A 22184-nucleotide genomic window follows, 5' to 3' on the forward strand; every position below is an offset into this window, starting at 1 on the left:
CACATTCCTTTACTTATAATTTACCAGGAGCATCCTTATGATGCTGTTGGCTCCCAAGCCGTATATTCTCTATAGATTATGCACAGCTGTGCTTGTATGCTTGGATATTTGTTACCGAGGCTTTTATACGATATTGACTTGTATAGTGACCAACAATTTCGCTGGAAATGACACGATCTCCTTTTTATTTATCTTAATCGACAAAGGTTCTAAAGAATTGAACCTTTTATCGCGAATGCAGTAGGTTTTTCAAAGACAACTTTTTTTGCAAGAGTCAAGTAAAGTTGAAAGAAGCCGACGCCATGTAGGGCAGCCGGCTTCTTTTTTTCGGGAGTCAGGCATAAAAAATGGAATATTGTATAAAAGAGCAGAAAATTACAAATCTATCATGGACCGAATATGATAACTTAAAAGCACACCGTTATACTAGGCATCCATATGCTGGGGGTCATAATGCCGTAAATTCGCATGTACCACATCATCGTCGAGAGGAGCCGACCGGATTCCAGCTTGTAATCGATTTTTTCCTGCTTATTGGAACGCTCGACGGACGTGCGGCGCTTGTAAATCACCTTCCATTTTTCCAAGTCGCGCGGCGTTTTCAGGAACAGTCTCGGATCATCTCTGGTTTTTTTTTTCGTCGTCAATCGCCTACTCTATCTTTTTAACTCTACTAAATTCTACTAACCTGACAACATTGGTTAGGCCTTCGATCGGAGCAATAATCCTCCATTAATTTCCTAATGGTGGAAAAAACCGTCATTCAGAGCGTGGCGACGAGCGTCCAAGCTTTGTTGATGAGAATAACGCCGGGACCGTATGAGGTACGAAGTTGATGAAGAACAAAAGCTTGGTATTCCGATTGAGGAACAAAAACGTGCTTAAAGTGCAGCACGCTCCAATCACGAGTGGTAAGAGTCATATCCCTTCATTCGATTTTGAATGGTTTTGTAAATGGTCAAGTGTTTTTTGAGAAATTAGCCATCTTTAGAAATTATTTTCTTCAGTTTAACTTATGACCGAAATAAAAAATGCCCCTACAAAAGTAGGAGGAGAGCAGTTGAGGTGGTGTAAGGAAATCTTTGCCCCATCTGCCTCAGCGAATGCCAAGAGGTTATCCAATTCAAGGAGAGGAATGGAGAAAAATGAAATTAGTTTCGCGTTATTTGAACGGTTTTATCATTGCGACATTGTTAATCGGGCTATCTCCGCTATCGGCGTCTACGCAGGTACATGCTGCGAATGACGATGGAGGGAGACCGCGGCTGGAAGTGAACAGAACATTAACCGCCCCCGTTATCGACGGCAAACTGGACGAAACGATTTGGAAGATCGATCAGCCCATGACGCAGCAAGTCGGTGACGCTCCTAGGCGGGAGTCCAGTTTCGGACTGCTGTGGGACAATCAATATTTGTACATCGGCATGAAGACAGAGGATGACAACATGATTACAGGTGCCTCGGGAGATTGGCTCGATCAGGACAATATGAATGTGTTCATCGATCCGACGCTGCACCAGTCGGCTCCCTTCGCCAGCGACGACATGCAGATCGGCCTCGTGTATAAGCCGGGAACGACAACGCCGGAATTCCATTTCGGCGCAGCGCTGAACAACCATGCGGGCAAGGACGAGAAGAAGATTTTGCGGGCGATCAACAAGACGGAGAATGGCTGGTCTAGCGAGGTTGCGGTGCCATGGGATATGCTGCATATGGATCCGATGCTGTCGAATCAGCTCGGCATGGAATTTTCGGCTACGGACCGATACGATTCGGATAAAAGCAAGCAGACAACGAACTATTGGAGCGCTTATCAATCCAGTTCCTCTTGGAATGATACGAGCGGCTACGGAGTGATAGATCTTGTTGAAAGCAATCCCGTCTCCGGAAATGTAAGTCCGGTCCTGCTAGATGAAAACTTTGACTCTTATGCAGCGGGAAGCATTCCATTCGGCTGGATTTCCGACGTGAATGTGGGAAGCAATCCGTTCAGTATCGTGAAGGACCAAGACGGGAACGGGCGCCTGACTTTTGACGGCAGGGCTGGCGGCAAGCAGGCGAGAATAACGGCCCCAGTTGAGTGGGATAACTACTCGATTCAAGCGGACGTCAGATTTCATGCTGTTCTTGATAACGCTAGGTGGGCTGCTATCATGTTCCGAGGCGCCGCCAACGGAAAAAATCCGTACAATCAAATGGCAATCCGCGTGAACGGCATCTATGAAGTGGCCTATAAAACGCCGGCTGACACATGGTACGCCCCGACACCGGTCACCGGCACAACAGGGAAGACATTGACGTTGGGTGCGGATTACACGATGAAGGTTAGAGTGTTCGGCAACAATGTCAAAGAGTATCTGAAAGCGAAAAATGATGCCAATTTTACGCTCTTAACGGACAAAAATCTGTCCTCCGACGTTCTGCTGGAAAGAGGGAAAATCGGTCTGCAGGCCGACCAGAGCACGGTTTCATTCGATAATCTGAAGGTAACGAGGATTACAGCCGAGCAGCTTGAGCTTACGCTGCCGGATACATTGGAAGCGCTTACGGGTCCTATCGGCTCCGCCGGAAACGTCACTTACTCGGACGGAATTACCGAAGAGGTAACGAGCGACCGCTTCAAGCTGTATTCGTCCGATGAGAGCATCATCAAGGTGATAAACAATCAGTTGTATCCAATCAAGGCGGGCACGGCGAAGCTGACGGCGGTTTACGCGAATGCGAATACATCGCTGGACATGACCGTCACGCCTTCTCTCACGGGCGTCAAGGTGAATAGTCTCCAGCACGATCAGGGATATGTAACGGCAGTTACCGGCGTTCCTGTTGATCTCGCTTCTGTCAGCTTCAAGGCCGATTTCAGCGATTTCACGTCTGGTACGATTAAAGGCGACGAGCTGCTCTGGAGCACTGCCGGCAGCGATATTTCCTTCGCGGACGGGAAGATGACAGCCCTTCATAAAGGCGTGTACCCGGTCACCGCGCAAAAGGACGGCATTACCGTCACTATGCAAGTCGTGGCGAAGAATCCGACTGATAGCGAATATGTGCTGTACGAGGAGAACTTTGACTCGCTTGTCGACGGCTCCATGCCGCAGGGCTGGACGAGAAAGCAAGGCTCAACGGCAAGTAAAGCCGCTGTGAAGGCAGGCGTTTTCGAAATTGATGCCAGAACCTCGCCGGACAACCCTTCCCGCGTGCTGCTGCCTAATTATTTGGAATTGTTCGGAAACTACAAAATCGAAGCGGATGTTACGAATTTGGCAGCGAACGATACTGCACGATGGAATTCCATAATGTACCGCATTCAAAATAACGACTACCCGTATTATCAAATGGCCGTCAGGAAGGATGCTACGGCAGCCAACGGTGTTGAATTATCCGAGCAGACGCCGGACAGCACCTGGAACGTTTGGAACACCGGTTCTTTCAGTGAGGTAATTGACGGCGGGAAAATGTATCACTACACGATTAAAGCCTACGGCAACCGCGTGCAGGCATCGATCAACAATAAGGTCATAATCGATACCGATGCAGCTTCCGCTTATACCAAAGGAAGAATTGGCCTGCAGGCCAACGGCAGCCAAATGAGGGTGGACAACATCCGTATCACGCTGCAGCAGGACGCATTGCCTCCGCTGCCGGCCGACCGCTTTGTGCAAGTCAAGGAGCCGGAAACGAAAATCGCGCTTGCGCCGACAGTGGTGACTGAGCTGATAAGTGCCGAGCAATTGGAGTCGCTCGCTGAACCGAAGCTGCCGGCGACAGTGTTCCTGTATGTGAACGAACAATTAACGGTTACCGACCCTTCCGGTCAGACGGAAATCGGTAGCCTGGATTCCGTGCTTGCGGTAATCGGCACCAGAATGATACCGGCCTTCTATGTCAAGGACGTGCCGACGGTGGACCAGTTGGTCGAATATTTGCAAAGCGTGGGACTGGAAGATGCTGATATCATTTCCGACAACGGCGCGCTTGTGAAAAGAGCTCGCACGGCTTATCCGATCATTCGCGGAATCGTGGACTTTACCGCCAATACCGACTGGTCTGCGGAGAAGCTGCTGGAAATCCGCGGGCAAATGAACGCCAACAAGGCTAAAATCATACTGCTTCCGCAGAACGCAGCTTCACGTGACAATGTCTCTTATCTTCAAAAACGTGCGGTGACCGTATGGACTAAGGAGCAGTCTGCTCCGGCCGAGAAAAATTTGGCCATCCATACGCTTATTACCGCAGGGACGAACGGCATCGTGACGGATTCGCCGCTTCAAGCGATCGACGCCATGAAGCTTTATTCGAATCAGACGACACTTATTCGCAAGCCGTATATTGTCGGCCATAGGGGGCTTCCTTCCGTAGCGCCCGAGAATACGATCGTGGGCAATGTTCTGGCTATTGAAGCAGGGGCCGATTTTATCGAGAATGACGTGTATCTTTCCAAAGACGGCCATCTGGTCATTCTGCACGACGGCTCGCTGGAGCGCACGACAAATGGAACCGGATTTATCGAGAATTATACACTGGAGCAAATCAAGCAGTTGAATGCAAACAAGCAGTTTCCGTCAGCGTTTCATAATGTTCAAATTCCGACGCTGGAAGAGCAAATCGACCTCGCGAGACAATCGGGCAAAATGATTATGAACGAAATCAAGACGGGTAACACTGCCGTCATCGCAGCCTTCGTCAAGCTAGTCAAAGAGAAGCATGCCGAGGATCTCATCAATGTGATTGCGTTTGATGGTAATCAAATCAAAAGATTGAATGAGCAGATGCCCGAGCTGCCTTCCGGGTTACTGGGTAATGCTGGCATCACCGACTCTTCGAATGTGAGCCGGGCTATGCGCCAGACGCTGCTTACCGTTCAAAATCTTAATGCAGGATACAATCCACCTTACTCGGTGCTTAGTCAGGACTACCTGGAAGCTGTGAAGCACCGCGGTCTCCTGGTCTCGCCATGGACGTTCAACAACCGAAGCGATTTCATCCGCTTCTTCATGTACGGCACCTGGGGGCTGACAACCGACTATTCGAACTGGGCTTCCGATTGGACCGACTCGATCAAGCCGGGCCAAGAGACGTACACGCTGGCCGCGAACCAAAGCGTCGACGTATCTGCTGAAATTCAAACCTACAAAGGGGCTCTAACGACTATAGCACCCGAGATCGTTTTGCTAGACGGTCAGGACATCGTAGAAGTGAATGGCAGCATGGTCACAGCCAAGCAACCGGGGACGGCGCATGCGCTGCTGCGCTACACGACGACGATTGACGCAGGCAATCAGTATGACATTTATACGCAGCCTGTTTTGTTCACCGTAGAAGCAGTTATTAATGTACCAGTTGCAGGTGTAACTTTAGACAAAACTGAAGTTACATTGACAGAAGGCGAGCAAGCCCCGTTAACTGCAAACGTTGCACCTGAGGATGCAACGAATAAGGCAGTAACCTGGAGCTCCAGCAATGAAAATGTAGTAACAGTGGACGCTGACGGCTTATTAACCGCAGTAAAAGCAGGAACAGCAAACATCACGGTTACAACGGTAGATGGGGGCTTATCAGCAACAGCAGCTGTGACGGTAGAGGCGGCAGTTATTAATGTACCAGTTGCAGATGTTACGTTAGACAAAACTGAAGTTACATTGACAGAAGGGGAGCAAGCCGCGTTAACTGCAACCGTTGCACCAGAGAATGCAACGAATAAAGCAGTAACATGGAGCTCCAGCAATGAAAATGTAGCCAAAGTGTACGCTAACGGCTTAGTCATCGGAGTAAAAGCAGGAACAGCAAACATCACGGTTACAACGGTAGATGGGGGCTTAACAGCAACAGCAGCTGTGACGGTAGAAGCAGCAGTTATTAATGTACCAGTTGCAGGTGTTACGTTAGACAAAACTGAAGTTACATTGACAGAAGGGCAGCAAGCTCCGTTAACTGCAACTGTTGCACCAGAGAATGCAACGAATAAAGCAGTAATATGGAGCTCCAGCAATGAAAATGTAGCAACAGTGGGCGCTAACGGTTTAGTCATCGGAGTAAAAGCAGGAACAGCAAACATTACGGTTACAACGGTAGATGGGGGCTTAACAGCAACAGCAGCTGTGACGGTGGAAGCAGCAGTTATTAATGTACCAGTCGCAGGTGTTACGTTAGACAAAACTAAAGTTACATTGACAGAAGGGCAGCAAGCCTCGTTAACTGCAACCGTTGCACCAGAGAATGCAACGAATAAAGCAGTAACATGGAGCTCTAGCAATGAAAGTGTAGCAACAGTGGACGCTAACGGCCTAGTCATCGGAGTAAAAGCAGGAACAGCAAACATCACGGTTACAACGGTAGATGGAGGCTTAACAGCAACAGCAGCTGTGACGGTAGAAGCGGCGGTATCCAAACCAGGTGATGTTACAAACGTTAAAGTCGTGCCTGGAGTTCAGCAATTAGCTCTAACCTGGGAGGATCCAGCGGATATCACACAAGTGAAGCTAATGGTTAGCGGGGGAACCGCCACTGCGGTTTATACTGTGGATCAAGGTGTAGAAAGCTTTGTGGTAACAGACCTTGCCAATGGTACGGAATATAACATTCACATTAACACCATCGATGCTGATGGTAACGAATCTGATGGTTTCAGCGTGAAGGGAACACCAAAGGCAGCAACATCCGGTGGATCAGGTTCCACTGGAAACACATCAGACGGTGCAGAGGTTAATGACAACGGCCAAGTGAGCGTTAAACCGACGTTAAATGCTAATGGTAAAGCAGTAGCTAAGCTGGGCGCTGGTACGATGAAGAGAGCACTTGAACTAGCTACAGGCGGCAAGCTTCAAATTAAAGTAGAAGCTGCTGCGAATAGGAATGAATTAGAAATTGAGCTTCCAGTGGTTGATCTATTAAGCAATGGAAGTGCTTCGATCAACACCATCGAGGTCGATACAGGTTTTGCTACCGTAACGGTATCCACTAAGTTGATTTCTAGAAGTTCCGAAGCGGCGAAGAATGTGACGATTTCTGTAGCTAATGCCGATGTCTCCCGATTACCAGTTGAGACACAAGATCAATTGAAGGATGCTGTAGTGTATGACTTCAACCTAGCAGTTGACGGAAAGAAGGTCAGCGAGTTTGATGGTCGAAGTGACGTACAAGTGGCTGTACCATACGAGCTTCAACCAGGTGAGCATCCGAATAAGGTTGTCATTTACTACATCAACGACAACGGGGAGCTAAAGGTTGTAACGAATGGTAAGTACAATGCAGAAACAGGCAACGTAGAATTCAAGCCTAAACACTCCGGTAAGTATGCAGCAGCCTATGTGGAAGCAAGCTTTAAAGATGTAACGAAAGCATGGGCGAAGGATTCAATCGAAGCATTAGCGGCAAGAGGCATTGTCAGTGGAATGGGCGAAGGACAGTTCAAGCCAGACGGTAAAGTGACAAGAGCTGAATTTATTACGATGCTGATGAATGTATTCGGTCTAACGGATGCCAATGCAACAACAACGCTTTCCGACGTTAAGGCAGGGGCATGGTACTATGATCAAGTTGCAACAGCCTACCAGCTGGGCATCGTGAGTGGAAGACCCAATGGAAGCTTCGGCGTCCATGAAGAAATTACAAGACAAGACATGGCTGTTATGGCTTATCAAGCCGCTAATCATGTACAATTGCAGCTAAGCGGCAGCGCATCTGAAGCCTTTACAGATCGTCTTGCGATTTCTGATTATGCACAGAAAGCAGTAGCAGCGATGCAAGCTGAAGGCATTATTAATGGAATGGGTAATGGTGAATTTGCACCGAAACAACAGGCAACTAGAGCACAGGCTGCTGTTATTATTCATGCGATCTTAGATCGCATGTAAGATACCGATATCTATGTAAATACCAGGAGGATAGAAGAAGAGGGTTCCTGTAACTAGAGGAACCCTCTTCTTCATTTTTTTGTGCGTTAAAAATTTAAGTGAGCTAGGTGATCCGGGCGGAGTTTTGAAACTATAGAACTCTTCTTTGTTAACCGCGGTAATTGGATTTGACCAGCTCTTGATGCCCGTGATTTTTTTGGAAGCTGGTCCTATTTCCTTATTTCTCGTTCAAATATATCCGATTTTTGCAAAATATTACTCGTTATTGTAAATACAAGGGGGAAATTATTATTTAAAATGAACTCGTAGCTATAGTGAAAGGGGGGAATTGAGAGAGACATCCTCGATTTTCATAATCTCAAGACAACCGCTGTGGATGCGGATATCAGCTTTAGGGACTTGACCTCGTCTTAACGCAGCTGACCTTCTTCCAAAAATTGAAAGCGCTTCCTTATGGTGCTGCTTCGCATTTTCCAGTCAATGTGCACGAGGCGACCGTACTCTCTACTGGACGGCGATCCAAAGTCCATTCTGGTCGAATGGGATAACCCGATCATCTGCCGGTAAGCCGGTGTGACGGTCAGTAATGACGGCGCCGTAATGATCAGCTATGTCGTCGGGGCTCTGCTTGCCACCTTTGTCAAGTCCGGGGTCCCTCCCTACTACTTTTTTAGGAGAGGAATGAAGAAAAATGAAAAGGTCTTCGCGTTTTTTGAACGGTTTTATTATTGCGGCTATGTTAATCGGGCTATCTCCGCTATCGGCCCCTGCACAGGTACATGCTGCGGCTAGCGATGGAGGGACGAACCTGACCGTCACGACTGCTCTCGCGGACGTTAAGGTGAACAGCTTCCAGCACAATCAGGGATATGCAACAGCGGTCACCGGCGTGCCGGTCGATCTCGCTTCGGTCAGCTTCAAGGCTAATTTCAACGATTCCACGTCTGGCACGATCAACGGCGACCAGCTGCAGTGGAGCTCAGCAAGCAGCAATATTTCCTTTGCGGACGGCAAGATGACAGTCCTTAGTAAAGGCGTGTACCCGGTCACCGTGCAAAAGGATGGAGCTTCCATCACTATGCAGGTCGTGGCGAAGGATCCGGCGGATAGCGAATATGTGCTGTACGAAGAGAACTTTGACGCGCTTGCAAACGGCTCCATGCCGCAGGGCTGGACGAGAAAGGAAGGCTCGACGGCAAGCAAAGCCGCCGTGAAGGATGGCGCTTTTGAAATCGATGCTCTCGCTGCGCCGGACAACCCTTCCCGCGTGCTGCTGCCCGATTATTTGGGGCTTTTCGGGGACTACCAAATTGAAGCGGATGTCACGATTGTGGCGGCGAACGATAACGCACGATGGGATTCTATTATGTTCCGCATTCAAAACAACGACTATCCGTATTATCATATGAATGTCAGGAAGGGTGCTACGGCGGCAAACGGCATTGAATTTGCCCAGATGAGGTCGGACAAAACTTGGGAAGTGTTTAAAACCGCCTCGTTCAGCGAAGCGATTGACAGCAGCAAAATGTATCACTATATGGTGAAAGCTTACGGTAATCGGGTTCAATTATCAATCAACGACAAGCTGTTGATCGATAACGATGGGGCTTCCGCCTATACCAAGGGAGGAATAGGATTGCAGGCCAACGGCAACAAAATGCGCGTGGACAATATCCGCATCACGGTGCAGAAGGATGCTCTTACGGGCGACAAAGTGAATAGTCTCCAGCACGATCAGAGATATGTAACAGCGGTCGCCGGCGTGCCGGTCGATCTCGCTTCGGTCAGCTTCAAGGCTAATTTCAATGATTCCACGTCTGGCACGATCAAAGGCGATCAGTTGCAATGGAGCTCAGTTAGCAGCAATATTTCCTTTGCGGACGGCAAGATGACGGTCCTTAGTAAAGGCGTTTACCTGGTCACTGTGCAAAAGGATGGAGTTTCCATCACTATGCAGGTCGTGGCTAAGAATTCAGCCGATAGTGAATATGTGCTGTACGAAGAGAACTTTAACTCGCTTGCCAACGGCTCCATGCCGCAGGGTTGGACGAGAAAGCAAGGATCGACAGCAAGCAAAGCTGTTGTGAAGGATGGCGCTTTCGAAATCGATGCTCTCGCTGCGCCGGACAACCCTACCCGCGTGCTGCTGCCCGATTATTTGGGATTTTTCGGAGACTACAAAATCGAAGCGGATGTCACGATTGTGACGGCGAACAACAACTTACGATGGGATTCCATTATGTTCCGCATTCAAAACAACGACTATCCGTATTATCAAATGGCTGTCAGGCAGAATGCCACGGCGGCAAACGGTATTGAATTCGCCCAGCGAAAGCCGGACAACACCTGGGAAGTGTTTGAAACCGCCTCGTTCAGCGAAGCGATTAACAGCAGTAAAATGTATCGCTACACAGTGAAAGCTCACAGTAATCGGGTTCAATTGTCGATCAACAACAAGGTGCTGATCGATTCCGATGGGGCTTCCGCCTATACCAAGGGACAAATAGGCTTGCAGGCCGATGGCAACAAAATGCGGGTGGACAATATCCGCATCACGCTGCAGCAGGACGCCCTGCCTCCGATGCCGGCGGACCGGTTCGTGCAGGTCAAGGAGCCGGAGACGAAGATCGCGCTTGCACCGACAGTGGTGACCGAGCTGAAAAGCGCCGGGCAATTGGATTCGCTCTCCGGACCTCAGCTTCCGGCGACAGTGTTCCTGTATGTGAATAGCCAATTAACGGTCACTGACCCTTCCGGTCAGACGGAAATCGGTAGCCTGGATTCCGTGCTTACGGCAATCGACACCAGGATGATACCGGCCTTCTATGTCAAGGACGAGCAGACGGTTGACTCGTTGGTCGAATATTTGCAAAACGTGGGCCTGGAAGATGCGGATATCATCTCCGACAACGGTGCGCTTGTGAAAAGGGCGCGTGAGGCTTATCCGATCATTCGCGGAATCGTTGACTTTACCGCCAATATCGATTGGTCCGTAGAGAAGCTTCTGGAAATCCGCGGACATACGAACGTCAGTCAGGCTAAAATCATACTGCTGCCGCAGAACGCCGCTTCCAAGGACAACGTTGCTTATCTGCAGAAGCTCGGAATGACCGTATGGACCAAGGAGCAGGCTGTCCCGGCCGAGAAAAATTTGGCCATCCATACGCTGATCACCGCGGGGACGAACGGCATCGTAACGGATTCGCCGCTTCAAGCGATCGACGCCATGAAGCTTTATTCGAATCAGACGACGCTTGTTCGCAAGCCGTATATTGTCGGCCATAGAGGAATGCCTTCCACATCGCCCGAGAATACAATCGTGGGCAATGTTCTGGCTATTGAAGCGGGCGCCGAACTTATCGAGACTGACGTGTATCTTTCCAAAGACGGCCATCCGGTCATTCTGCATGATGGCTCGCTGGAGCGCACGACAAACGGAACCGGATTTATCGAGAATTATACGCTGGAGCAAATCAAGCAGTTAAATGCAAACAAGCAGTTTCCGTTAGAGTTTCACAATGTCCAAATTCCGACACTGGAAGAGCAAATCGACCTCGCGAGACAATCGGGTCTAGTTATTCAGGTCGAAGTCAAAACGAGCAACCCTGCCGTCATCGAAGCCATCGTTAAGCTGATCAAGGAGAAGCATGCCGAGGATCTGATCACTGTGATTTCGTTTGACAGCAATCAAATCAAAAGAATGAACGAACAGATGCCCGAGCTAACTACCGAATTGATTGTCGGTTCCGGCATCAGCAGAACTTGGGATGTGAATCGGGCCGTGCGTCAGACGCTGCTTACCGTTCAAAATCTTAATGCGGTTTACAATGCGAACTTTACGCTGCTCACTCAGGACTACATGGAAGCCGCAAAGCACCGCGGTCTCACGATCGCGCCGTGGACGTTCAATAACCGCAACGATTTGATCCAATTCTTCATGTACGGCACTTGGGGGTTGACAACTGACTATGCGTATTGGGCTTCCGATTGGACCGCCTCGATCAAGCCGGGCCAAGAGAAGTACACGCTGTCGGAGAACCAAAGCGTCGACGTATCTGCTGAAATTCAAACCTATAAGGGGGCTCTAACGACTATATCGCCCGAGATCGTTCTGCTGGACGGTCAGGACATCGTAGAAGTGAATGGCAGCACGATCACGGCTAAGCAGTCGGGCACGGCGCATGCGCTGCTGCGCTACACAACGACGATTGACGCAGGCAATCAGTACGACCTTTATACGCAGCCTGTTTCTTTTACCGTAGAAGCAGCAGTTATTAATGTACCCGTTGCAGGTGTAATTTTAGACAAAACTGAAGTTACATTGACAGAAGGCGAGCAAGCCTCGTTAATTGCAACCGCTGCACCAGAGGATGCAACGAATAAGGCAGTGACATGGAGCTCCGACAATGAGAATGTAGCAACAGTGGATGCTAACGGCTTATTAACCGCAGTAAAAGCAGGAACAGCAAACATCACGGTTACAACGGTAGATGGAGGCTTAACAGCAACAGCAGCTGTGACGGTAGAAGCGGCGGTATCAAAACCAGGTGATGTTACAAACGTTAAAGTCGTGCCTGGAGATCAGCAATTAGCTTTTACCTGGGAGGATCCAGCGGATATCACACAAGTGAAGTTTGTGGTTAGCGGGGGAACCGACACTGTGGTTTATACTGTGGATCAAGGTGTAGAAAGCTCTGTGGTAACAGACCTTGCCAATGGTACGGAATATAACATTCACCTTAGCACCATCGATGCTGATGGAAACGAATCTGACGGTTTCAGCGTAAAGGGAACACCAAAGGCAGCATCGCAGGTGGATACAACATCTCCGAGAGAGGTAACAGGACAAAAAGTGATTGTTAGCGACCAGAAGCTTATCTTAAGCTGGACTGACCCAACAGATAGCGATTTAGACTCCATTAAAATTAGCGGTCATGGTGACACGGAGACAGCAGATGTGTTTGTAGACAAAGGTGTTGAAACCTATACCTTTGAAGGATTAAGAAACAGAACACAATATGAGTTCCTGATTACCACCTTAGACACACATGGCAATGAATCTTCTGGTATTGTAGTGGTAGGTACACCAAGAGCAAACGATGACGGCAATACATCATCCGGTGGATCAGGTTCCACTGGAAACACATCAGACGGTGCAGAGGTTAATGACAACGGCCAAGTGAGCGTTAAACCAACGTTAAATGCCAATGGTAAAGCAGCAGCTAAGCTGGGCGCTGGAACGATGAAGAGTGCACTTGAAAAAGCCACAGGCGACACGCTTCAAATTAAAGTAGAAGCTGCTGCGAATAGGAATGAACTAGAAATTGAGCTTCCAGTAGATGAGCTATTAAGCAATGGAAGTGCTTCGATCAACACCATCGAGGTCGATACAGGTTTTGCTACCGTAACGGTATCCACTAAGTTGATTTCTAGAAGTTCCGAAGCGGCGAAGAATGTGACGATTTCTGTAGCTAAAGCCGATGTCTCCCGTTTACCAGCTGAGACACAAGATCAATTGAAGGATGCTGTAGTGTATGACTTCAACCTAGCAGTTGACGGAAAGAAGGTCAGCGAGTTTGATGGTCGAAGTGACGTGCAAGTGGCTGTACCATACGAGCTTCAACCAGGTGAGCATCCGAATAAGGTTGTCATTTATTACATCAGCGACAACGGGGAGCTAAAGGTTGTAACGAATGGTAAGTACAATGCAGAAACAGGCAACGTAGAATTCAAGCCTAAACACTCCGGTAAGTATGCAGCAGCCTATGTGGAAGCAAGCTTTAAAGATGTAACGAAAGCATGGGCGAAGGATTCAATCGAAGCATTAGCGGCAAGAGGCATTGTCAGTGGAATGGGCGAAGGACAGTTCAAGCCAGACGGTAAAGTGACAAGAGCTGAATTTATTACGATGCTGATGAATGTATTCGGTCTAACGGATGCCAATGCAACAACAACGCTTTCCGACGTTAAGGCAGGGGCATGGTACTATGATCAAGTTGCAACAGCCTACCAGCTGGGCATCGTGAGTGGAAGACCCAATGGAAGCTTCGGCGTCCATGAAGAAATTACAAGACAAGACATGGCTGTTATGGCTTATCAAGCCGCTAATCATGTACAATTGCAGCTAAGCGGCAGCGCATCTGAAGCCTTTACAGATCGTCTTGCGATTTCTGATTATGCACAGAAAGCAGTAGCAGCGATGCAAGCTGAAGGCATTATTAATGGAATGGGTAATGGTGAATTTGCACCGAAACAACAGGCAACTAGAGCACAGGCTGCTGTTATTATTCATGCGATCTTAGATCGCATGTAAGATACAGGAAACTAAGCAAACACCAGGAGGATAGAACAAGAGGGTTCCTGTAACTTGAGGAACCCTCTTATTCACTCTTTAGTGCGTTAAGAATTTAAGTGAGATAGATAATCCGAGCGGAGTTATAATGGCCAAATTCGCCCTTATCCATTAAAATTATTTTATATGAATCAATTTCATAAATATAAAGCCTTGCTACGACTAGCTTCTTAAGGCATAGAAAAAGGAGTACCTCCCCAAATCTCGAATAGGTAAAGTTACCACACCATACCAAAGAGAAAAGGAGGAACTCCCTATGCCATATATACGACACGAGAGCTTATTTACCCTGCAAGAGCTTTATGAAATGGAACAAAAAGATCGTTTCCTTGAGATTTTCTCTACCATCGATATTACGCCTATCTTGCGCTTGGTCAGAAAAACATCTCTTTATGGCGCTCCCGTTGAAGTGAATTACAGGGCGATGGTCTATTCCTTAATCGTTAGAATCGTTGAACGTATTCCTACGATCAAAGATTTAATAAAGCGTCTTCAGCATGACATCCTATTCCGCTTGGATTGTGGCTTTATGCTTTCAGAAGCCATTCCTTCTGCATCTTCCTATTCCAGGCTGGTGCGCAAGATGAGCCAAAGCTATGCGCTAGAAGAAATGCAAGACCAGTTGTTAAAGCAAGCCATGGCAGAATCATTCATTACGGACGATACCGTTGCCATAGATGCAACTCATATCGAGGCTCGGGATCAAGCGCCTGCAAAGCAAGAAAAGGAAAAACCCAAACCTAAAAAGCGTGGTCGAAAATCAAAAGCCGAACGTGAAGCTTGGCTCGAACAAAAACAAGAAGAAGAGAAACAAAAGCCAATCTTCGAGAAAGAAATCGCTGCACAACTCAGCGAGACGTTCCATGTTCTAAGGGATGAAATGCCTCTTCACCCGCAGTGGGGAATCAAGAAAAATAGTGATGGGAAAAACGTCTTTTGGTATGGCTATAAAGGTCATCTTGCAGTCGGAACCAAGAGTCAATATATCCTTGGAGCCATGCTCTCTTCTGGGAACTTGAATGATGGTAAAGCCGCGATTCCGCTCCTAAAAGGGATTGCTTTGCAGCATCCAAATTTCCATTTCAACTATGCAGCGATGGATGCAGGTTACGATTATGAGCCCATATATAAGCAAGTGCGAGAAGCGAAGGCTCATGCCGTTATCGCTTATAACCGTCGGCGAGAACCCGAACTTGTCGGGTTTGACGAACACTTCGCCCCTACCTGTGTGAGAGAGCATTCGTATCGTTACGACAGCTACGACTCGAAATATGAAACGCTCAAATACGTACGACCGAAAGAATGTGAGAGCTGTCCATTAACGCATGATTCACTTTGCCAGAAGGTTTACAAGATGAAGATCACAATTGATCTTAGAAAGTATAGTGCTCCGGCTCGAGGCTCGAAACTTTGGAAAGAAATCGCTAAAAAACGATCTGCAGTCGAAAGAGTGAATGCTTACCTAAAGGAATTCTTCCAGTTGAACAATGTAAGACATCGAACAGGTCAAAAAGCGAAAGCACATTTTAACTTGGTAACGCTGGTTTATAATTGCACAAAGTTAGCATGCGATCGTCTAAGTCGCCAATTACAAGAAGTAGCAGCATAATTTAAAAAACGAAAATGCTCACATTCGGTTAGTCTACGATTCTTTAACTATGCATTATGAAATTGATTCATATAATTAAAAACGTAAGTTTTTCAGTGGCCTCGCAGTTCGCTTCTGGTTTGATTTTCGTAATATATTACTAGGTGTTGCTGGACATAAAGTCAGTAATTTCCTTGTAGTTTGTGTTGTCTGGCGCAGGAGCAGTGTTCGTTACGCCCCAATAGTCGCCATTGATCGATTCATCCTCAGGAAAGGCGTATAAATCCAGATCATGAAGAATGCGATGCATATAACGTAAGGCATCGGGATCATGCTTCTCATTCGCGATTGCAGCAAGCTCAATCAGGTTTTGCATATCGATTTCCAGACCTTGAAGCTCAGCAAGCTCGCTGCCAATGGTGCGATACTGCTGTGGATCGAATACTTCTGATTTCAAAAAATCGTTCCAAGCTGCATCGTTATCAGGCGTATAGTTTTCAATGCCGCCACCGGTAACTTTCAGATCGAACAATGCGTGGTATTGTTTCAGTTTTTTAATGGCACGGCTTTCTGATGAATATTCAACGAATGTTATATTTGGTATATGTATGGGCTTCATCTTAGACGTCGCAGCTTCTATCTTCGATGGCCCAGCATTAACCTTATCCGCAATGTAGGTCCCTCCCCAAACAGCAATGCCGCTTACAATTGTAACGGCGATTCCGATACCGAGCAGGTTTTCCTTTAATGTTGTTTGCAATTGATGTTCCCCCTTGATGAAAGCTTTCGAAAGTATATACCGATCATTTCAACAAAGGTTGCTATTTCAGAAAATAAAAAACTTGCTTAGAAGCTAAATAAGAAGAGCCGTGTTCACTAAACGAGGCTCTTCTTATGATCTAAAAAACATCTGTAATTCGTTCCTAATTATCATTACAATCCGATGCTCCATACGACCCGAAATTCGCTATATCACGCGCTAAAGTCTCCGCTTGATTAAGGAGAAGCGCCTACACTGCACTTTCTACAATGAAAACCTCACATGAGAGCTGTTTCAGACGGCTACATTGTAATTATGCAGTAGAATGAGCTTCAAACCAACGAATATCGTCCTAGAATAGGGAAACTATTGTAGAAACTACAGTGTACGTGCCCTAGTTAGGCTAGTAACGTCGATTACGTTGTACAAACTACAACGTAGCCTTCTTTCTATAGCGCTGAACCCATCGAGCTAGCACGACCGATCTAAGAACCAGAGAAAGAAAGCTAAAGTAACCCAACTAGATAAGTTGAACGAGAGATTTACGTTTTGGGCGCTGCACGAGAAGATTATTCTTACGCATATATCGTACCAAACTTTTTTATCTTCTTTGCTGCAGGAAAAGTCAATTCTCTCGAATTATCTCTTGTTGACGGGAGCTAGGGGATGACTAATAGACAGGTTGTTCCTCACGGCTTTCGGGATGTGATTACAGCTATGATTAAATATTAATTATTTTTTATAACCAAAATCCGGAATCGCAAGCCATCTCTTACGCAATTCATGAGCCGCGTATTTCGGTTTTCTGTCACGGGTGAAAATCCCTTTTTTGTTGCCTTAAACACGGATAAAGCCTTGACTCGTGTTAAAGTCTGCGAAGTTCCATACTTGCTCTCCAATGAAATGCTCAAACTCATCAAAAACCTCGTGATTTATTCGCAAATACTCGACCTGAAACTCCTTTGAAGGGTATAGTGATACGCTTTCAATGGCTCCCAAAGATTCACATTATTAATGTTAAGGCTGCCCTGTGCACTATTTAGTTCACCTATCATGTATTGATCTTGATCCATGATGCGTGCATGCACCGCTGCATCGCCAACGTAGGAGATTTCAGACTGAACAACGCCCGTTGTTTCCTCCAAAGCTGTAACGATGGTTATATCCTTGACGTAGGTATGAGGGGTTGTATAAATTTTTACGGGTCTATGAATACCGGCATAATTGAAAAAATCGAAATTCGGTTTATTTGTTTTGACATGTCCAAGTCCTGGAATCTCTTTCTCGCTGTATGAACCAATTGGAAGTGTTGTTTCATCCAATATATTGTTTACTGCGACAGTTAAACTTGGAATCGTGAACTCTCTTTCATAGCATACAATGCCTACGTGATTGCGAATTTCAGCAGTAACACCTACATCATTATAAGAAGCAGGTACGGCCATATTCATCGTATCGTTAAGCTTAGCTTCATACCATTTTTCATCTAATAGATACCAGTACGGTTGTTTTGGCGGAAGACGGCTCTGTGATTTTGGGACACGAACGAGATCGGATTCCTAATTTTTTATTAAGATTTGTTCAGGAGGATATGCATGAGGCTAATACTTGGGTTGTAGGGCCGTTTCTGATGCAAATGCCGGATACGGATAAGATCGTTTCCAAAGTACAGAGTGCTGTTAACCTGCTGAGTCGTACACAGCTCATTCATGAGACTCCTTATGGCATCATTAACAAGAATATAGAGCACGGAGATAAAACAAAATTGGATGAAATGATGCCAGAAAGCAAGCACTGGTATGATTTTTTATCAAGATTTCCGAATCAGCCGGTTAGGGCGATGAAAAACATGCTCATTATTCTCAATACTATTTTACGAATAGCAGCGGAGAAGGGAAAGGTGCATCCGTTTTTCCTTCATCATCTGTCCGAGAAATTTTCGAAGCAAATTGAACGTTCGGAAAGTATAAATTCACTTAATGCGATAGTAGTGCTCATGTTTAGCGAGTATTGTGATTTGGTTAAGTCTCGCGCAGTTTTGGGTTATTCATCTGTAGTGCAGAAAGCGGCGCAGCATATTACTGTTCACTTTAGCAAATCATTTGATTTAAATCAGCTTTCTGAATATTGTCTTGTGCATCCTGCGCATTTGTCGCGACAATTCAAGAAGGAAACAGGTATGACGTTAACTGTTTTGATGATGCGGGATATTTTACGCGAATATTTAAAAAGCTAGAAGGAATGACGCCGACCCAATATATAAAACTAAACTAATTAGTCGAACGAGACAAAAAAAGCAACCTGAGTCAAATTTGACGGCATATTAAGCAACTAAAATGAAAGCTATTTAAAGCCAACTGTAATATTATATGAGCAGACTCAATTGAGCCTCTGATAATAGCATTCAAATGTAGAGGGTGAGAGTGATATGGATGAATGGAAAACTCCGTTATACCAAGCGAAAATAATGGATAAATGGTTAACCGCCTTTTATCAGGTGAGAGGTTCGGAGCTGCCCATCAATAATTTCCACTCGCATCACGAATACGAAATCTATTATTTTTGTGGAGGAGAGTGTAAATATTTAATTAATAATCGGATATATGATTTGCAGCCAGGTGATATTATCTTATTGGACGGGCTGACTTTGCATAAACCGAATCCGCGTGATGTCAGCACCTACACGAGGAGCATGCTTCATTTTTCACCTACTTGGCTGCAAGAGCTAATGACTGTGCTGGGTGTCCCCAATTTGCTCGCACCGTTTCAAAATTTAAACAACTGCTTGTTGCGAACAGGGAATGATGAATCGGGGCAATTTGTTGATGCTCAGATGAAGAAACTTGCAATTCTTTTAGTCCAAATGGATGATGAGATGCAGAAAACGGGTAAAAAAAGCGAGCTGTTAGAGGCTGAAGTGAAGCTGGAGCTCGTGCAATTGCTGTTAGGTATATATAAAATGGCTCAACGAGAATTCATGCATGTGAAGAAAAAAATGACAAGTAAAGAGCAGCATGCTGAAGCCATTTCAACATGGATTGACGCTCATTACATGGAGAAAGTTAGTCTGGATCAATTAGCCGCTGACTTAAATCTGAGCAAGTATTATGCCGCGCATATATTCAAGGAAGTGTCAGGCTTTACCGTAATGGAATATGTGATGGGATGCCGATTAAATCAAGTGAAGTATTTGCTCGAAATGGAGCCGGATCAATCGTTAGCCGACGTGTCCCGTGCTGCTGGTTTTGAAAGCGTATCGCATTTCAGTCGCTATTTTAAAGACAAAATGAATGTCACTCCTTCCCGTTATCGTGCGAATAAGCGCATCCAGAGGCAGCAAACTCAAGATTAAATGGGATGTCATGCATTGATTGATAAAAAGTTGGATTATAACTATATTCGTTTATGAAAGCAGGCTGATGACAATGGAGTGTAATTACTGCGCGAATGATGGCCGGTTGGAGAAGATTATGATTGAGATCACGAAGCTTCGGGTTTCAACCGTATATTTATTTAGAGAACAGACATACAAAGGCAGATGTGTAGTAGCGCTGAACGAGCATCACAATGAATTATTTCATTTAACACAGGAAGCACAAGATGCCTATATGAGAGATGTTGCGCAAGTGGCGTCTGCGATAGAAAAAGCTTTTACACCAGGTAAAATTAATTATGGTGCGTTTGGCGATACGATGCCTCATGTTCATTTCCATATTGTTCCCAAGCAGAAGGATGGACCGGAGTGGGGAAAAATGTTTGAGATGAATCCTTCGGGAAATAAGCAGCTTACGGAAGAACAATACCAAGATCTGATTGAACAGATCAAACAGCATCTGTAGGTTTAGAGAAGAAAAGCTGGAAAGTCAAGGTGAAACGGCTGTCGCCGTCCTTTGGCGGTGCTGCGCGTTTCATTCCGGAGAAATATAATAGCTCGCACCTCATCTGATATGCTCCCATCGTAGTAGACAGTAGAAAAAACAAAACTTCTACTTCTACCATGATAGGAGTTTTTGCTTTGTCAAAAAGGAGTGCAATTTCATTAGATGTAAAACTACAGGTTGTAAAAAGATGCCTTAAACAGGATTCAAATCCTCATCATGAAGCAAAGCAACTGGGGATCGACGATATGACTGTTGTGGATTGGATAAGGAAATACAAAGCAGATGGTTATGAAGGGTTAAAGGAATCCAAAGCTTGGAAAACGTACTCACATGAGCTCAAGCAGACCGCGGTTCGTGACGTTCTATCCGGAAAGTACTCCATCCGAGAAGCGACAAACCAGCATCACATTTCAAGTAAAAGTGTTTTGACGAACTGGATTTCCAAGTATACTTGTGGGAAAGAAATTAAACCTACTCGTAAAGGAACGGTTCACATGAATAAAGGACGTAAAACCACTTTTGAAGAGCGTATTGAAATTGTGCAGTATACCCTTGCCAATCAGTTGGATTATCAGAAATCGATGAAGAAGTACGATGTTTCCTACCAACAGGTGTACGCATGGGTTCGTAAATATCATTCAGGCGGCGAGGAGGTTCTTAGGGACCGTCGTGGGCGCAGTAGACCTGAGGAAGAACTGGATGAGGCTGAACGTCTTAAACTCCGAATCAAAGAGCTAGAAGCGCGTAACGAGTATTTAGAAATGGAGAACGCCTTCGAAAAAAAGTTGGCAGAGATCCGGCGAAAACGTACACGCTAACCCTCGTTCGACACGTAGACTTGTATCAAGCGATTCAAGAACTGCACACGGAAAAGGGCTACGCGATACTAGCGTTATGCAAGCTCGCTAACGTCGCCAGATCTGCCTATTATAAATGGTTAAAATGGACGCCGTCCAATCGAGAACTTGAGCGGCTTTCACTAGCAAAAGAAGTGAAGCTTCGCTATGACAAGCGAAAAGGGATACTGGGTTATCGCCAAATGCGTCTCCAATTAAACCGTAAACTGAAAAAGACTTACAACAAAAAGCGTTACTACGGGATTATGAGAGCTCTCGGATTAAAAGCAGTGATTCGGAGGAAGCGTCCAAGCTACGTGAGAGCCACGGAAACACATGTTGCCGAAAACGTCATGAACCGTGACTTTCAAGCCGCTGCTCCGAACCTAAAGTGGTGTACAGATGTCACCGAGCTGAAGTATGGGAACGGTCGAAAGTCCTATTTGAGCGCCATGATTGATGTGCACGATAACTCCGTCGTTTCGTGGGTGCTCAGCCACTCCAACAACAACAAATTGGTCATGGACACGATAAAGAAGGCATATAGGGGAAAACGTGGAATCACGCCACTTCTGCATAGTGACAGAGGTTTCCAATATACCTCGCATGAATATAATCGCTTGAAGGTGAAATACGGTTTCACAACAAGCATGTCTCGTGTGAGTCGCTGCCTGGATAACCAGCCGATCGAGCGATTTTGGGGCACATTCAAGGCAGAAAGCTTTTATTTGAAGAAATACGATACCTACGATGAAGTTCTTGAAGATGTGAGGAACTATATTCGATACTACAACAACTACCGATATACGGAGCGACTTAACGGCTTGTCTCCCCACGAGTATCGCCGAGCTGCTTAATAAAAATAATCCCCCAGTTCTCTGTACTTGAACTGAGGGATAGGTCTAATCGTTTTT

The 22184-nt window shown here is 46.2% G+C and carries 11 protein-coding genes; 8 read left to right on the plus strand and 3 right to left on the minus strand.

The window, feature by feature from the left end; translation table 11 throughout:
- Positions 1 to 407: 407 nt before the first annotated feature.
- Positions 408 to 647 carry a hypothetical protein gene (locus MHI37_RS11045; RefSeq protein WP_076335019.1) on the minus strand — a complete coding sequence of 80 codons (240 nt, stop codon included), beginning with the start codon at positions 645 to 647 and terminating at the stop codon, positions 408 to 410.
- Between the two features lie 498 nt (positions 648 to 1145).
- Between MHI37_RS11045 and MHI37_RS11050 the strand changes: the two genes are divergently transcribed.
- From MHI37_RS11050 to MHI37_RS11060, 3 genes are all read left to right on the plus strand, one after another.
- A complete protein-coding gene (locus MHI37_RS11050; RefSeq protein ID WP_342556546.1) occupies positions 1146 to 7853 on the plus strand; it encodes an Ig-like domain-containing protein in 6708 nt (2235 codons plus the stop codon).
- Between the two features lie 691 nt (positions 7854 to 8544).
- A complete protein-coding gene (locus tag MHI37_RS11055) occupies positions 8545 to 14166 on the plus strand; it encodes an S-layer homology domain-containing protein (protein ID WP_342556547.1) in 5622 nt (1873 codons plus the stop codon).
- Between the two features lie 295 nt (positions 14167 to 14461).
- Positions 14462 to 15814: an IS5/IS1182 family transposase gene (locus tag MHI37_RS11060; RefSeq protein WP_076340185.1), complete on the plus strand. Its 1353-nt coding sequence runs from the start codon at positions 14462 to 14464 to the stop codon at positions 15812 to 15814.
- A 139-nt stretch (positions 15815 to 15953) separates the two neighbouring features.
- On the opposite strand, the gene MHI37_RS11065 is transcribed toward MHI37_RS11060, so the two are convergent.
- Together MHI37_RS11065 and MHI37_RS11070 are read right to left on the minus strand one after the other, a co-directional pair.
- Positions 15954 to 16553: a hypothetical protein gene (locus MHI37_RS11065; RefSeq protein WP_076340151.1), complete on the minus strand. Its 600-nt coding sequence runs from the start codon at positions 16551 to 16553 to the stop codon at positions 15954 to 15956.
- Between the two features lie 932 nt (positions 16554 to 17485).
- Complete coding sequence (locus tag MHI37_RS11070) at positions 17486 to 18004, minus strand: hypothetical protein (RefSeq protein WP_076340152.1); 519 nt, start codon at positions 18002 to 18004, stop codon at positions 17486 to 17488.
- Between the two features lie 140 nt (positions 18005 to 18144).
- Between MHI37_RS11070 and MHI37_RS11075 the strand changes: the two genes are divergently transcribed.
- The 5 genes from MHI37_RS11075 to MHI37_RS11095 all read left to right on the plus strand — a co-directional run bounded on the left by MHI37_RS11075 (position 18145) and on the right by MHI37_RS11095 (position 22127).
- Positions 18145 to 18789 carry a hypothetical protein gene (locus tag MHI37_RS11075; RefSeq protein ID WP_083676608.1) on the plus strand — a complete coding sequence of 215 codons (645 nt, stop codon included), beginning with the start codon at positions 18145 to 18147 and terminating at the stop codon, positions 18787 to 18789.
- Between the two features lie 192 nt (positions 18790 to 18981).
- The gene (locus MHI37_RS11080; RefSeq protein ID WP_076340153.1) at positions 18982 to 19905 is read left to right on the plus strand and encodes an AraC family transcriptional regulator; all 924 of its coding nucleotides are present in this window, start codon (positions 18982 to 18984) and stop codon (positions 19903 to 19905) included.
- A 19-nt stretch (positions 19906 to 19924) separates the two neighbouring features.
- Positions 19925 to 20392, plus strand: a complete 468-nt coding sequence (locus tag MHI37_RS11085) for an HIT family protein (protein WP_256710736.1) — start codon at positions 19925 to 19927, stop codon at positions 20390 to 20392.
- 176 nt (positions 20393 to 20568) lie between these two features.
- Positions 20569 to 21252 (plus strand): helix-turn-helix domain-containing protein, encoded by a 684-nt coding sequence (locus MHI37_RS11090; RefSeq protein ID WP_342556530.1) that lies wholly within the window; start codon positions 20569 to 20571, stop codon positions 21250 to 21252.
- Positions 21253 to 21272: 20 nt separating this feature from the next.
- Complete coding sequence (locus MHI37_RS11095) at positions 21273 to 22127, plus strand: IS3 family transposase (protein ID WP_083676096.1); 855 nt, start codon at positions 21273 to 21275, stop codon at positions 22125 to 22127.
- The last annotated feature ends 57 nt before the right edge of the window (positions 22128 to 22184 follow it).

The sequence above is a fragment of the Paenibacillus sp. FSL H8-0548 genome (genome assembly GCF_038630985.1).
In the GTDB taxonomy this organism is placed as follows: Bacteria; Bacillota; Bacilli; order Paenibacillales; family Paenibacillaceae; genus Pristimantibacillus.

Coding starts and splice junctions, on each gene's coding strand:
- MHI37_RS11050 (WP_342556546.1), top strand. CDS start 1,146: ATGAAATTAGTTTCGCGTTATTTGAACGGTTTTATCATTGCGACATTG.
- MHI37_RS11055 (WP_342556547.1), top strand. CDS start 8,545: ATGAAAAGGTCTTCGCGTTTTTTGAACGGTTTTATTATTGCGGCTATG.
- MHI37_RS11060 (WP_076340185.1), top strand. CDS start 14,462: ATGCCATATATACGACACGAGAGCTTATTTACCCTGCAAGAGCTTTAT.
- MHI37_RS11070 (WP_076340152.1), bottom strand. CDS start 18,004: ATGAATATGGCCGTACCTGCTTCTTATAATGATGTAGGTGTTACTGCT.
- MHI37_RS11075 (WP_083676608.1), top strand. CDS start 18,145: ATGCATGAGGCTAATACTTGGGTTGTAGGGCCGTTTCTGATGCAAATG.
- MHI37_RS11080 (WP_076340153.1), top strand. CDS start 18,982: ATGGATGAATGGAAAACTCCGTTATACCAAGCGAAAATAATGGATAAA.